The following is a 13,419-nucleotide window of genomic DNA, read 5'->3' as shown; positions in this document are numbered from 1 at the left end:
GCGACGTATGAAGTAGATTTGAGTCAATTAGAAACAGTTGTAATGTTTATAGATGAATAATCGCCTATTTTGAAGAGAGAGTGCGCTCACAGTCCACAACTTTCAATCATTCAACATAATTGCGGTACTATCTACAATTCGATTTAGCCTTATAAATACATTATGCTTTTCATTATTTGTCTTTGATGTCTTCGGCAATACGTTGTTGTGCTAGACCAATCCAAGCATCTTCATCAGGATTATAACTAGATGCATAACTAAGGCATTCTTCCCAATGTTTTAAAGCGAATTTTTTGTTCTGTTGTGCTTCCATTACTTGTGCTAGTAAACAGTGAGGGGCAGCAATATTAGTTGTTACTTTCGCAGATTTTTGTAATTCAATTGCCTCTAGTAGGTTTGCTTCTGCATCAGGATATCGATTTTGCTTTAGTCTAGCCCATCCCAAATTTTTAAGCATTGCATATTTTAGTGGTTTGTTATCATCATTCTGTACCTGTGTAATTCCTATCTGGAGTAGAGAAACCGCTTCTGAATAGTTTTTCTCTAAAATATATAATCTAGCTAAGTTATTGTAAGCTACATTGAGTCCACCTTCTGCTGCAATCTTATACTCTGCATGGGCACGCTCAAAATCTTTTAAGTCTTCATAAAGTATTCCCAGATTGTAGTGAGCTTCTACATAGTCTGGATTGAATTTGATTGCCCAAGAAAAGTCGCTTTGTGCGCTAACTAATTTACCAGCCAGCCGATTATCTAATCCGCGATTGTTATAAAAAACAGCAAGCCAAGGTGGTAAAAAAATGAAGCCTAGCAGCCAGAAGGTACTACCGAGTACGGTAGCTCCTATAAAAATCCTCCGCTTTGCTTTGAGTGCTTTATTTTGTGCCTCAGTCAAGAGAACATTTTCTGTTAGTGCTACTGCAACTTTTCCTGTTTCTAGTTCCAATCTTTTCTGAATCTCACGCGTTTCTAACTCCTGACTGGCAGCTAAAAACTGATAATCTAAATCACTTAAACTTTTATCTCGTGCCCAAGTTTGAGCATCGTGTAGTGCTTTTTCCCGCAATAAGTGTGAATCATCCTGACCCTCACTAGCTACCCAGATATTTAATGCTTCGGCATAGGGGCGCAGTTTTGCTAGTGTATTCTCGCACCATTGCTGATTAAATATCTCCCCATAGAGACGGTTGTAAACTTTTAGCTTTCCCTGTTGCTCAACGACTAACCCTGATAGACGTAACTCTATTTGTTCAGAACTACCATCACTGAGAATTTCTTCTTGCTGCAAAATTTGCTGATACAGCCCCAACAAACGAAAAGCAACCTGCTCATTCCTCAATATTCGATCACGTATTGTCCTCAAATGCTCTGGCTCATCCTGAGATTCCCAATTTTCAATTACATCTGACTGCATCAAGTCTTTGAGCCATTTAGCCTCTCCACCTCTTGAAATAAGAGACTCAGCTTTAAGGATAAATCGGCACAATTTTTGGGTAAGAAAGGGTTGACCGCCAGTCCAAGCCAGTACTTCCCTCATGACAGCTTGCGGATTGTCAACTTTACCTGTTAAACCTTGAATCATTGGCTGAACTTCATCTAACTGAAATCCGTCGAGTTGGATTGCCCGACCGATATTGAAAGGCGTGCGTTGTTTATCTTGAATTAAATCTGAAGGCGTTGCTACCCCTAACAGCACAAACGTAAGCCTTTCGTATTTTGGCTGATCAGCACGTTTGTTGTAGCAAGAGCGAATATACGCAAAAAAATCGTCTCCTGAGAAATGGATGGAGAGAATACTATCAATTTCATCTATAAAAATAACGATGTTTCCGAGGATTTCTGCTAATAGTACCTCGTCAATAAATTTGCTTAAGCGTTCTATAGGAGCTAGATGATTATGATCACGCCACCAACTGAGTAAATTAAAATTGTTGGAGAGATTAAAACTTGTCTGAAGCGTGTTAACTATACCTGCATACCACTGATCTGGAGTGACATTAAAGCTACCAATGCTTGTAAGATCAATTACAGCACACAAAACTCCTTCTGATTGCAACCTACGCATCGTTTGCACTCGTAAGCTAGACTTGCCCATCTGCCGCGAGTTGAGTACATAGCAGAATTCTCCAGCCTTGATTGCTGTGTAGAGTTCTTGGTCTGCCCGCCGCACTACATAGCTAGGGGCATTAGGTGGAAGACTTCCTCCTGTTTGGTATTCATACGGTGAATATTCAAAAGCTGAATTCTTTGCTCTATCTTGCCGTTTTGCTAACGTCTTAGTAATCCAACTCAGGTTAAAAACATCCTTATAAATTCGGTTGTAAACTTTTAATTTCCCTTGTTGTTTGACTACCAAGCCGGATAATAGCAATTCCATTTGTTCAAGACTTTCATCGGCTAGTATCTCGCCCGATTGCAGAATTTTCTGATAGATTTCTAGAAGTTGTGCTGTACCTTTCTCACTTTTAAAAATCCGTTCGCTAATTGTTTTGAGATGCTCTTGCTGATCTTGGGATTCCCAATTTTCAATTATGCGTGATTGTACAAGTTTATCAATTAATTCTACTTCTTGTCCCTCTAGAATTGACAATTGGGTAATAAGGACAAGATTACAAAGCCTCTGGGTCAGAAAGGGTTGCCCACCTGTCCATTCTATAATTACTTTGAGTGCAGTTTCAGTATTGTTAACTTTACCCTTTAATCCTCTAGCTAAATGTCGGGCTTTATCAAATTGAAAGCCATTTAACTCAATTGCCTTACCAATATTAAAGGGGGTACGTTTTTTATCTCGAATCAGATCCGAAGGAGTTGCCACTCCTATTAGAGCAAAAGTGAGACGTTTGTATTGTGGGTTGTCAACACGCTCATTGTAGCAGGCTCGTATAAATGCAAAAAAGTCGTTCATTGAGAAATTTAAGCTGAGAATGCTATCAATTTCATCGACAAAGACAACTATTTTTTGATCAATCTCTGCCAACAAGACTTCTTCAATAAACTCGCTCAAGCGTTGCACAGGAGAAAGTAAGTCATCATGTTCACGCCACCAAGTGCGTAGATTAACCTTACTCGAAAGGTTGAAGCCCTTTATAAGACCTAGAATCAACCCTGCATACCACTGAGCAGGGTTAACATCAAAGCTACCAATTTTTGAGAGATCGATCACAGCGCAAGCAATGCCATCTTTTTGCAGCTGTTGCATTACTCGAACTCGTAAGCTAGATTTTCCCATCTGCCGCGAGTTGAGTACATAGCAAAATTCCCCAGACTTTAGTCCGTTGTAGAGGTCTTGGTCTGCCTGTCGCTCTACGTAAGTAGGGTCATCAGATTCTAAACTTCCCCCCACTGTATAGTCATATAAAGAATTTGGTTGTGAATTCATTTCATCAGCTAACTCTCAAGCGATCGCAAAAATATTGACGATACAAATCACAACGTGGCGTTACATCATTTCCTTGTTGTTGTAATAAGCCCATGCTGATTAATTTAAAGCATTGTATCGAATCCAACCGAACTGGGCTACTATTGCCAACTACCTTTTTGATAGCAGCAGCTAATTCTGGACGCTGTTCTAAATTCCACAAATGCCGACGTAAATGGTCGCTATAAGGGCCAGCTTCTGTGGGGGCTGTTTGCAAAAGCAGATTGAGCGTAGTATCCTGTCTGGCAATGTTATAAAGTGCCACTCGTACAAGATAGGGATGTCCTCCCACCATTGCCATTAGTTGTTCAACTTGGGTAAAACTCCAATTGAGTCCATGCCTTCGTGCCAAATCAAGAACCTGTTGGGCGTTAAACTCTGGTAACTCAATCGGCAAGCCTACATTAAACGGCGATTGATTGATATTCATTGGAATATAAACTTCTGTGGAATGCACTACTACCAACCGCAGTTTTTTCCAAATATCCCGGTTTTTAGCATCTTCATGCCAAGCACGTAACAGCCCAAAAAAGTCTGCGGCAATTTCGGGATGTTGAAATATCCGATCAACTTCATCCAATCCCAATGCTAGGGGCTGGTTGATTTCTGGCAAAAGATACTCCTCGAAATAAGCGGTGCAATTGTCCTTACTGCCAAAAATATCGTCCCAGTTATCTGCTAACTTGTTGGGTAGCCTCAACCTCCGTCCTACACTGGCACAAAACCACTGAAGGAACTTATCCAAATCTGCAAAAACCTTTCCATCTGCCAATTGAAAGCTCAAAGGCACGGTTAGATAATCTTCTTGTGAAGCGTGATGAAGAATCCGCGCCATGAGTGAGGTTTTACCCATCTGCCGGGGCGCTTTGATCCGAATCAAAGATCCTGGCTTCAAAATTGCCTCGTAGCAGCGAGATTCTATGGGAGGACGCTCAATATAAAATTCCGAAACTAAATCTACTTGTCCTTCTGGCAATTCTGGTTCTGCAACTGGTAGAGGCGGACTTTCCTGAGTTTTCCAAGCAGGTGCTACAGTTGGTAATTCCTCTATAGCGGGACGATTTGCGCTGCTTCCACCATCTTCGGTCAACAATGACAAAATTTCTTGCAAAATCCTGGGAGTATCAGCAGGCGATTTCCACTGTCGCTGCTGAATCTGACTTAAATAACCCCGTAAATCATAATTTAGTGGTGAACTTAAGGGAAAATTGACACGAATGGGCAAAATTACTGGTTTATGTTCAGGACGCAAATCTTGTAACTGCTTTGCCCTTCTTACTTCTTCTGTAACCATCTCACTGGTTGCTGATTGTGGAGATAACAGCAGAAGAAAGTAATCACACCGTTCTAATTCTGTATCGATGCGCTGAGGCCAGTTTTCCCCCAGGCGAATACTCTCACCCGCCATAAATACTTCATGTCCAGCAGCTTTGATTGCTTCATAAAAATACTGGGCAAGGCTCAAGTCTGGATCTTGACTGCGATAGCTAATAAAAACTTTGGCGCTGTCGCTATTTGGTGGCAAAAGTGGCACGTTCTGATTAATATCCAGAAATATTGAAAAATTTGAGCATTTTTGCTGCACCGTAGCCAGAGGTAGAGCCAATGCGCCTTCTGTATTGTCATAAGCGGCAATTATGCCAATAACTCGTTGAGTTTCCGCATCAAATAGGGGCGAACCACTATAACCCCCTTGCACTTGTTGCGAATTCGCCTTGACTCGCAACCGCAACATTGGTAAGTTGCTAAATTCAGATTGGGGATTCATATCAGTGATCGTGCCATCAATCGAAGCACCTTGAGGAAAATCCGTTCGCCCATAGCCAATAGACAGAAATCGATCCATCGGCTGAAAATTAACAGCTAAGGGAACTGAAGCACCTTGATAACCGGATAATTGCAATATGGCGAAATCATCACGGGTGCGATCGCCTAAATAAACCAACTCAACCCCTTGCCCATTGACTCGCACTTTTTCCCAACCCCCTGCCGACTCAACTACATGGGCGCAGGTGAGTAAATATCCATTGGGTGAGATAAAAAAGCCCGTGCCTTGGATGTAACCTTCTGGGGTAGCGATCGCTACGGTACAAGCTTTAACTAATTCCCAATTCATGAAAATTTATTACTTGTTTTCTTCTGATGCCAGTTTCCAGGTTATTTTCACCTTCAGTGATGCTTGCCCAGTGGATTCGACCACATAAACAGAGCCTTTGGCGGTAAAATTCACGCCAAACTCAACTTCTCCGCTTACAGGTTGCGATTCTTGCTGCAAGGTACGAAACGCCTTAGTAATTGGCCGACACCCGCGAACAATCAATTCCTTCACTGCATCGAAATTAGCCTCTACTCTTTCTATAGGTAAATCACCAGTGGGCGATACACGACCTACTGATGCATCTGGTAGCTCAACTGCTACCAAAATCGTCCCGCCATCCTCTGTATTCAGTTCTAGAAGCTTACGAGCCATAATTTAATTAGCTTGTGGCTATATCTAAAAAAGGTAAGTAAAGTTGTTTTGAAAGTCAATTTGTATAAATTTTTAGATAAACAATTTTTTTGGAGAAAGTATATCTAAGCATAATATCTAGTAAAACTATACCAATAAACCAGTTTCCCTAAAAATTTACTTTTATCCCATACCTTGCATCTATATGACTTCACAATCTTCTCACTCTGACAAAATTCTGGTTGTTGATGACTCTCCTGATAACGTGTTTTTAATCAAAACTATTTTGGAGGAAGAAGGTTACACCATTAGCACCGCAGAAAATGGGATTTCAGCCTTAGCAGAATTGAAAGCTTCTCCTTGTGACTTGGTTCTGTTGGATCTGATGATGCCAGATATGGATGGGTACGAAGTCACCAAGCACATTCGTGGAGAGATGAAATTGCCACAATATATCCCCATACTGCTAATCACTGCCCACGATGCGCCCAACGTCGCCCACGGTTTAGACTTGGGTGCTGATGATTTTATCCGCAAACCTGTAACAGTAGATGAATTGCTGGCACGAGTGCGATCGCTCCTGCGTTTGAAGCATAGTATGGATGAACGTGATGAAATTGCCCGCCAGCGAGAAGATTTTGTCTCCCGCCTCACCCACGATTTACGCACTCCCTTGGTAGCTGCCGATCGCATGTTGATGCTATTTCAGCAAGGTGCCTTGGGAACATTATCACCGCAAATGCAGGAAGTAATCGCCATCATGGCCCGTAGCAATATCAACCTGCTTTCTATGGTGAATACCTTATTGGAAGTTTATCGCTTTGAAGCAGGTCGCAAAACTCTGGCATTTCAACCAGTCAATCTGGGCCAATTGCTACAAGAGGTGACTGGAGAATTAGCACCTCTAGCTCAAGACAAAGCACTGTCCATTAATCTAGACTTTACTGAGGAGTCAAGCACAAACACAGTGATGGGCGATCGCTTAGAATTACATCGTCTGTTCACTAACCTGATAGGGAATGCGATCAAATTTACCGACTCTGGGTCTGTTACTATTCGTTTTACTTGTCAACGCCAGTTTGACAAAATTAGTCAATCTCAGTTCTCTGGAAAATCTAATTCCGTTGACTACATTAAAATTGAAATAGCGGATACTGGCCCAGGTATTCCTCCGGCAGAACAAACCACCATCTTTGAACGATTTCGCCAAGGTAGCCACAAAACTTCTGGTAGTGGCTTAGGACTATACCTTGCTCGCCGAATTGTCGAGGCACATCAAGGCACTATTCTCCTTAATTCCGAGTTGGGCAAAGGTAGTGTATTTATGGTGCTTCTACCAATCAAAACATGAAAAAATTAGTAATTATAAATTATGAATTGTAGAGTTTTTTAACCTGACAATTCATAATTTATAATTAGTACTATCTACCGATAATTTAAAGCAAATATTTCAATTAGAAAATCAAACACTAAAAGTTGACTAATCTAATATGCTGCTATAACAGCATTGGCATTACATAAATAGTTTTTGATCGGACAAAATAATGATTACCACAGAATTATCTAACGTTGGCAATCTTCTCCAGAATCAGCGAGAGTTTTTTCAAACTGGCAAAACTAAAGATGTAACTTTTCGCATTGAACAACTTAAAAAACTCAAGCAAGCAATCATTGAGCATCAACAGTCAATAGTCGAGGCATTACAAGCAGATTTACATAAACCAGAATTGGAGGCTTACCTTGCAGAAATAAGCGTAATTAAGGAAATTGATTACGCTATCAAACATCTTCAAAACTGGAGTAAGCCCAAAAAAGCAGCCGTTTCCTTTGATTTTTTTTCCTACTCAGCCCGAATTTATCCAGAACCGTTAGGGGTTGTGTTAATTATTGGCCCTTGGAACTATCCATTTCAGTTAATTATCTCACCTCTAGTAGGTGCGATCGCAGCCGGTAATTGTGCAATTATCAAACCTTCAGAAATTGCTTCTCATACCTCCCGGATCGTCGCTGAAATTGTTGCTAAACATTTTGATCCAGCTTATATTGCAGTAGTAGAAGGAGACGTTGAAGCGAGTCAAAAACTACTTGCAGAAAAGTTTGACCATATCTTTTTTACTGGTGGTACAGCCGTCGGCAAAATCATTATGGCAGCAGCGGCAAAATATCTCACACCAGTGACTTTAGAATTGGGTGGTAAAAGTCCTTGTATCGTAGATAGTGACATTAATCTCGAACACACTGTTAGACGAATTACTTGGGGTAAATTTATTAATGCTGGACAAACATGTGTTGCCCCTGACTATCTTTTAGTTAACAAAAAAATCAAAAAAGATTTAATAGATGGGGTGGAAAAATGCCTAAAAGAATTTTATGGCGATAATCCAGCAAATAGTCCTGATTATGCCAGGATTATTAGTGAAAAACACTTTGAGCGGTTGGTTAACTTTCTCAAAGATGGTGAAGTTATGATTGGTGGAAAAACTCAACCATCAGAACGTTATATCGCCCCCACAGTGATTGAGAATGTCTCTTTGGAAGATCCTGTAATGCAGGAAGAAATTTTTGGCCCTATTCTACCCGTTATTGAATATACTGACATTGCAGAAGCGATCGCGTTGGTTAACTCTAAACCTAAACCCTTAGCGTTATACTTATTTTCTCAAAACAAAAATCTACAAAAGCGAGTTTTGCAGGACACTTCATCTGGTGGAGTTTGTATCAACGATACAGTAATGCAGTTTGGGGTTTCGTCTTTACCATTTGGTGGGGTAGGGGATAGCGGTATTGGCAACTATCACGGCAAAGCCAGTTTTGACACCTTTTCCCATAACAAAAGTGTATTGCAAAACTCTTTCTGGCTCGATTTAAAATGGCGATACGCTCCCTATAAAGGCAAATTGCCTTTAATAAAGAAACTTCTGGGTTAAAACTAAAAGTTATGAGTGAGGAGTGAGGAATAAAAATCTAGAACTCCTAACCCATAACTATTAAATCCCAAAAGCGTTGCTGTAACGCTCCTCAGCCCAAGGTTCACCACGGCGGTGGTAACCATTACGCTCCCAAAAACCAAGTTCTTCACCAGCTAAAAACTCTAAACCATTAATCCACTTAGCACTTTTCCAAGCGTAGAGGTGGGGCACAACTAGCCGCATTGGGCCACCATGTTCAGCTGGAAGGTCTTCACCAAAGACTTTAAAAGCAAAGAAGTTTTCTTCGCGCAGAAAATCTTCTACAGAAATATTGGTGGTGTAGCCGCCATAGCAGTGTTCCATAACGTGGGCTACTTTCGGGTCTAGCTCAATCAGACCCATGAAATCTGTCACTTTAATGCCAGTCCATTTGACATCCAGTTTAGACCAACGCGTTACACAGTGGAAGTCCGCTGTGAATTCGTGTTGAGGTAGCGCCATAAAGTCTGACCAACTAAAGGTAGCAGTTTTTGCCAAACCCCAAACTCTAAACTCCCATTCCTCAGTGCTGACTTGGGGAGTTGCACCGTAAGTTAATACGGGGAAACCCTTAGCTAAGTGTTGACCAGGAGGGACGCGTTCCCCCTCTTCTTTCCCTGGTTTCTGAAAAAATTTTCCTAGCATAGTTGGAGAAAAATAAGTTTTCTCAAGGTATTTACAAGCTTTTTTGCTGAGTTGTCAACAGCACCAGATGTCTTACTCTTTAATATCGTTACTCATGAATGATAGGTAATGGGTAATGGATATTCCCAATTACTCACTACCAATTTTTTTCGATCTAATGAGCTTGTGTAGAGTATCTATGATTCATAATGCAATCAGGAAAGCTAATAAAAAGCGTTTATCCAGTGGTAATAAGTTTGATTGGTAACTTTAACAATCAAATTTATCGGTGCTGTTCATGCTTTTCCTGACTGGGAAATTATGATTCTTCTTCCTCTTCTTCAGCAGTTGGATATACAAATGTAGAACGTCCAGTCAAAATCGACTTGCCCAGAGAGAGGGCTTTCTGAGCTTCGACGACAGCTTTGTGTCTCCAGGTAGCTCGACGTTTATCTCGTTTTGATTTGGAAGTTTTCTTCTTAGGAACAGCCATGTCAGCAGATATCGCGATTCTTGACAACCTTCTTATTCTAGGCCATCCACTGACGCCAAGGACAACAGTTCTGTCAGGAATTAAGTAAGTTGGGTTAAGACTGACGCGGGGACAGAGGCAATTTTAAGAGTCATCTTTTTTGCGTTTCCCGTACCCCTACTCTTAAAGCAAGTTTGGCGCAGTGTCTGTGTTGGGAGAAGTCCAAGCTAAGGAAGCCTTGGCTCGGATTCTCTGTGTGTCTAGCTCAACCGATCATTTTTTGGTTGGCACACTGCTAGCTGCTGGAACTGGATTAGAGCTATTTTCAAAGAAAAGTAGCGATCGCGCAGTTTTGAAGTAAGTTGCCCAATTTTGAGCATCCGGGCGCGATCGCCATTGAGGACGACTGACATCTAATGTCAGGACTGGTGCGATCGCTCCATAATTTTGTACGGACACAATGATGGAAACATCTGTCACCAAGATATCTTGGTCGAAACTCCTTTGAGCAGCTGCCCTTGCGACCGCTTCCGCTCTCCGGAGAACGGTTTCGTAGTTTTCATCTGGCAGGCGGTCAATAGCTAGATCGACTCTAGCGGTGTAAGCTCGCACAACCTGAGGTGCGATCGCTTCCGTCAAAAACCACGCAGGAACGGTAGATATGAGTAAAACTACTAAAGGAACTATCCGGATTCTTCTGGCAATTTGGCTAATAACTGAGAAGGGAGCGATCGATGATGGTAGGTGAGCATAAATCTTGCTCATGACCTTCTATCTCCTTAATAACGATCTGTTATTGAAATTATGTGGAAGTATTTTCCGGGCAAATAACGTAATAAAAATTACATTCTAACTTAAGATTCAAACAGAATCACCTAGACTATAAAACATAGGTTAGCTTTGTTTTTTTGGCAAAGCCAACCGCAATTTTAAGACCAGCAAACAATAACTGACAAAGAGCGGGATGGCAAATTACTGGGCGATCGCGATTGGCATCAATCAATATCAGTTATTTCAACCTTTAAGTTGTGCCCAAGCAGATGCTGAGGCACTAGAAGATTTTTTGGCGACAGATGCAGGTTTTGTCCCCAAACACTGTTTGTTAATGACAGATACTTCGCCACCGATTGGGGGTACATCGACGTATCCGACTAAAGAGAATATTTTGCTGCTGCTTGAGGATTTGGCAGCAACAAGTTGGCAACCAGAAGACTATCTGTGGTTCTTCTTTAGCGGTTATGGGGTCAACTACAAGGGCAAAGATTACTTAATGCCAGTAGAGGGCAATCCCGAACTCGTGCAAGAGACTGGCATAGAATTGCGATCGCTAATGCAAAGTCTGCAACTTGCTGACCTGAATGTATTGCTACTACTCGATATCAACCGCGCTTTTGGCACCCAAGCGGATGCTCCCGTTGGTGAAGAAACAATAGAATTAGCCCAAGAACTACAACTTGCGACAATTCTTTCTTGCCAACCAGAGCAATTTTCCCATGAAAGTAGCGAATTAGGTCACGGATTCTTTACAGCAACTTTGTTAGAAGCTTTGCGTTCTGGCAATGGCAACAACTTGGCAGATTTAGAAAGCTACCTAAGCTTGCTCATGCCAAAATTATGTCACCACCACTGGCGTCCTGTCCAAAATCCTGCCACGATCGTTCCATCAAGGCAGCAAGTAATTTTGCCAAAATTGGCAATGGAAAATACCTTTCAAGCAGAATCGGTGATTTATCCGGAGGAATCTTTTGCTATTGCACTTGCAGCTCCTTCCCTCGATGATTACCCTAGAACTTCAGCAGATCGGGGTAGATGGGGAGAACCTAATGTGAATTCCCAACAGGTGAAGGCTCACAATACCGAGAATTCCAAGGGGCAACAAGTCCAAGAATCGGCTGGCAGTTTATCGCAGCCAATGCCAGAAACTTCCTTGGGAGTGAATACCAAAGGAAGATTTATCCCCAATTCCTCCAAAGGTTACGTCTCTCGATTGCCATCGAATCAGCCAAGCATCCCTTTTTGGAAACAATTTATCTTATGGGGCGGAGGCAGCCTATTGGTAGCAGGTTTAATGGCCGTAGTTTTTCTGCGTAATCAAGAAACTTTTAGAATTAAGCAAATATCAAGCACATTACCTAATGCTGCTGCTAGCAACCCCAAGGTTATCCAGAATTTACCAAACGATCGCACTTCACCAGTTAGATTCAATAACCAATCTAGTACCCAAATAGTCTCTAGTTCCGAGTCGAAAAAGCGGAATCAAGCAGTATTAGACCTAGCGAAAATGTCGCTCAGACAAACTCAGGCTAGCGATTTGAGCATGGCGATCGCTACAGCCCGGAAAATTCAACCCGGCGAACCACTGTACGAACAAGCTCAGGAGAATATTAAGATTTGGAGTCGGATGATTTTAGATTTAGCAGAAGGTCGTGCTAAACAAAGACAGTATGCCAGCGCTATTGCTGCCGCTCGGTTAATTGCTAAAGATGAAGCTCCCTATGCCAAAGCACAAGCAGCAATTAACCTGTGGCGGTTAGAAGGCAAGCAGTATGTCAGTAACAAAACCCTTTTAGATGCAGCTAATGGCTTAATTAAGTCTGGACAGGCATCTACCTACAATCGGGCGATCGAAGTTGCCAAGAAAGTACCACCAGGACAACCAGGCTTCGATACTGCCCAAAAATCCATCAATAACTGGAGTGAGAAAATCTTAGACCTGGCCAAGCGTCGCGCCGCCGAAGGAGAACTTAATGCCGCAATTGCGACCGCAGCTTTAGTGCCAGAGGAAACAGGCGCTTACGAAGATGCTCAGGATGCCATCCAAAAATGGCAAAAGAAATAGTAAAAAAATAATAAAAGAATAGTTAGGAGTTAGGAGTTAGGAGTTATATTATTGATCCCCGACCTGTTACTCCTGACTCATAACTTTTACCTCAATGCTTATATCTCAGTATTAGCAGTACTGCGATACATCTTCGCCACACTCGTCGGCTAGATAGCACAACGCTCGGAAACGCAAACCAACCACTTCTTCATATAAGGGGTTGAGCTTGCACATGGGCGGGATGTGAAACAAGGTCTTGCCAAATAATTTGACATCGCGCTCAAAGGGGCACTGAGATGGAATCAGTTTGCACAAACGGTGAGCTAGTTGGCGATCGCGGATTTGAATGTTTTCTACTCGTTGCCGTAAGGGTTGGAGAATATCCCAGTAAGGCTTGGAAACAGAATGGTTTAGCTGGGTTGCTTTATGATCAGTAGTTTCTGCTTGATTGATTGATACCCAGCTAGCCAGAAAAATCTTTTTGGTGGTATTGTCGAATACCTTCATGGTTAACCCTCTGTGTTATTGAGGCTATTCATCTTTTTGATGAATATATACAACGTGGCAACGAAGTTTCCCGGAAGAATCGCGTTCTGACTGCGATATAATGTAATACCTGATTAGCCACTTAAGTCAGAACTTAATTTATTACTACGTCAAGTTAATCGCAATTTTCTGGGGATCGGT

At 41.8% G+C, this 13,419-nt stretch carries 10 protein-coding genes; 3 read left to right on the top strand and 7 right to left on the bottom strand.

Annotated features, from left to right (window positions below):
* Positions 1-172: 172 nt before the first annotated feature.
* Genes V7L01_RS28365 through V7L01_RS28355 form a run of 3 tightly spaced genes read right to left on the bottom strand, consistent with a single transcriptional unit; the run spans position 173 to position 5,888 of the window.
* Positions 173-3,379, bottom strand: a complete 3,207-nt coding sequence (locus tag V7L01_RS28365) for an AAA-like domain-containing protein (protein WP_335040772.1) — start codon at positions 3,377-3,379, stop codon at positions 173-175.
* Between the two features lie 4 nt (positions 3,380-3,383).
* Positions 3,384-5,534, bottom strand: a complete 2,151-nt coding sequence (locus tag V7L01_RS28360) for an AAA-like domain-containing protein (protein WP_335040770.1) — start codon at positions 5,532-5,534, stop codon at positions 3,384-3,386.
* Positions 5,535-5,543: 9 nt separating this feature from the next.
* On the bottom strand, positions 5,544-5,888 hold the full coding sequence (locus tag V7L01_RS28355) for a CU044_2847 family protein (protein WP_335040767.1): 345 nt from the start codon (positions 5,886-5,888) through the stop codon (positions 5,544-5,546).
* A 184-nt stretch (positions 5,889-6,072) separates the two neighbouring features.
* On the opposite strand from V7L01_RS28355, the gene V7L01_RS28350 reads away from it, so the two are divergent.
* Together V7L01_RS28350 and V7L01_RS28345 are read left to right on the top strand one after the other, a co-directional pair.
* Positions 6,073-7,218: a hybrid sensor histidine kinase/response regulator gene (locus V7L01_RS28350; protein WP_335040765.1), complete on the top strand. Its 1,146-nt coding sequence runs from the start codon at positions 6,073-6,075 to the stop codon at positions 7,216-7,218.
* Between the two features lie 193 nt (positions 7,219-7,411).
* On the top strand, positions 7,412-8,794 hold the full coding sequence (locus V7L01_RS28345; protein WP_335040763.1) for an aldehyde dehydrogenase: 1,383 nt from the start codon (positions 7,412-7,414) through the stop codon (positions 8,792-8,794).
* A gap of 60 nt (positions 8,795-8,854) precedes the next feature.
* On the opposite strand, the gene V7L01_RS28340 is transcribed toward V7L01_RS28345, so the two are convergent.
* From V7L01_RS28340 to V7L01_RS28330, 3 genes are all read right to left on the bottom strand, one after another.
* The gene (locus tag V7L01_RS28340; protein WP_335040761.1) at positions 8,855-9,460 is read right to left on the bottom strand and encodes a sulfite oxidase-like oxidoreductase; all 606 of its coding nucleotides are present in this window, start codon (positions 9,458-9,460) and stop codon (positions 8,855-8,857) included.
* A 298-nt stretch (positions 9,461-9,758) separates the two neighbouring features.
* Positions 9,759-9,932 (bottom strand): 50S ribosomal protein L32, encoded by a 174-nt coding sequence (gene rpmF / locus V7L01_RS28335; RefSeq protein ID WP_012407602.1) that lies wholly within the window; start codon positions 9,930-9,932, stop codon positions 9,759-9,761.
* A 252-nt stretch (positions 9,933-10,184) separates the two neighbouring features.
* Positions 10,185-10,676 (bottom strand): hypothetical protein, encoded by a 492-nt coding sequence (locus V7L01_RS28330; protein WP_335040758.1) that lies wholly within the window; start codon positions 10,674-10,676, stop codon positions 10,185-10,187.
* Positions 10,677-10,875: 199 nt separating this feature from the next.
* On the opposite strand from V7L01_RS28330, the gene V7L01_RS28325 reads away from it, so the two are divergent.
* The gene (locus tag V7L01_RS28325; RefSeq protein WP_335040756.1) at positions 10,876-12,750 is read left to right on the top strand and encodes a caspase family protein; all 1,875 of its coding nucleotides are present in this window, start codon (positions 10,876-10,878) and stop codon (positions 12,748-12,750) included.
* Between the two features lie 111 nt (positions 12,751-12,861).
* Here the strand turns inward: V7L01_RS28325 and V7L01_RS28320 are convergent, their stop codons facing one another.
* Positions 12,862-13,239: a Mo-dependent nitrogenase C-terminal domain-containing protein gene (locus V7L01_RS28320; RefSeq protein ID WP_335040754.1), complete on the bottom strand. Its 378-nt coding sequence runs from the start codon at positions 13,237-13,239 to the stop codon at positions 12,862-12,864.
* Positions 13,240-13,419: the final 180 nt, after the last annotated feature.

The sequence above is a fragment of the Nostoc sp. genome (genome assembly GCF_036917095.1).
GTDB lineage: Bacteria > Cyanobacteriota > Cyanobacteriia > Cyanobacteriales > Nostocaceae > Nostoc.
The sequence above is the reverse complement of the archived record's forward strand: the minus strand, read 5'-3'. Positions and strand labels throughout refer to the sequence as shown.

Coding starts and splice junctions, on each gene's coding strand:
- V7L01_RS28365 (WP_335040772.1), bottom strand. CDS start 3,379: ATGAATTCACAACCAAATTCTTTATATGACTATACAGTGGGGGGAAGT.
- V7L01_RS28360 (WP_335040770.1), bottom strand. CDS start 5,534: ATGAATTGGGAATTAGTTAAAGCTTGTACCGTAGCGATCGCTACCCCA.
- V7L01_RS28355 (WP_335040767.1), bottom strand. CDS start 5,888: ATGGCTCGTAAGCTTCTAGAACTGAATACAGAGGATGGCGGGACGATT.
- V7L01_RS28350 (WP_335040765.1), top strand. CDS start 6,073: ATGACTTCACAATCTTCTCACTCTGACAAAATTCTGGTTGTTGATGAC.
- V7L01_RS28345 (WP_335040763.1), top strand. CDS start 7,412: ATGATTACCACAGAATTATCTAACGTTGGCAATCTTCTCCAGAATCAG.
- V7L01_RS28340 (WP_335040761.1), bottom strand. CDS start 9,460: ATGCTAGGAAAATTTTTTCAGAAACCAGGGAAAGAAGAGGGGGAACGC.
- rpmF (WP_012407602.1), bottom strand. CDS start 9,932: ATGGCTGTTCCTAAGAAGAAAACTTCCAAATCAAAACGAGATAAACGT.
- V7L01_RS28330 (WP_335040758.1), bottom strand. CDS start 10,676: ATGAGCAAGATTTATGCTCACCTACCATCATCGATCGCTCCCTTCTCA.
- V7L01_RS28325 (WP_335040756.1), top strand. CDS start 10,876: ATGGCAAATTACTGGGCGATCGCGATTGGCATCAATCAATATCAGTTA.
- V7L01_RS28320 (WP_335040754.1), bottom strand. CDS start 13,239: ATGAAGGTATTCGACAATACCACCAAAAAGATTTTTCTGGCTAGCTGG.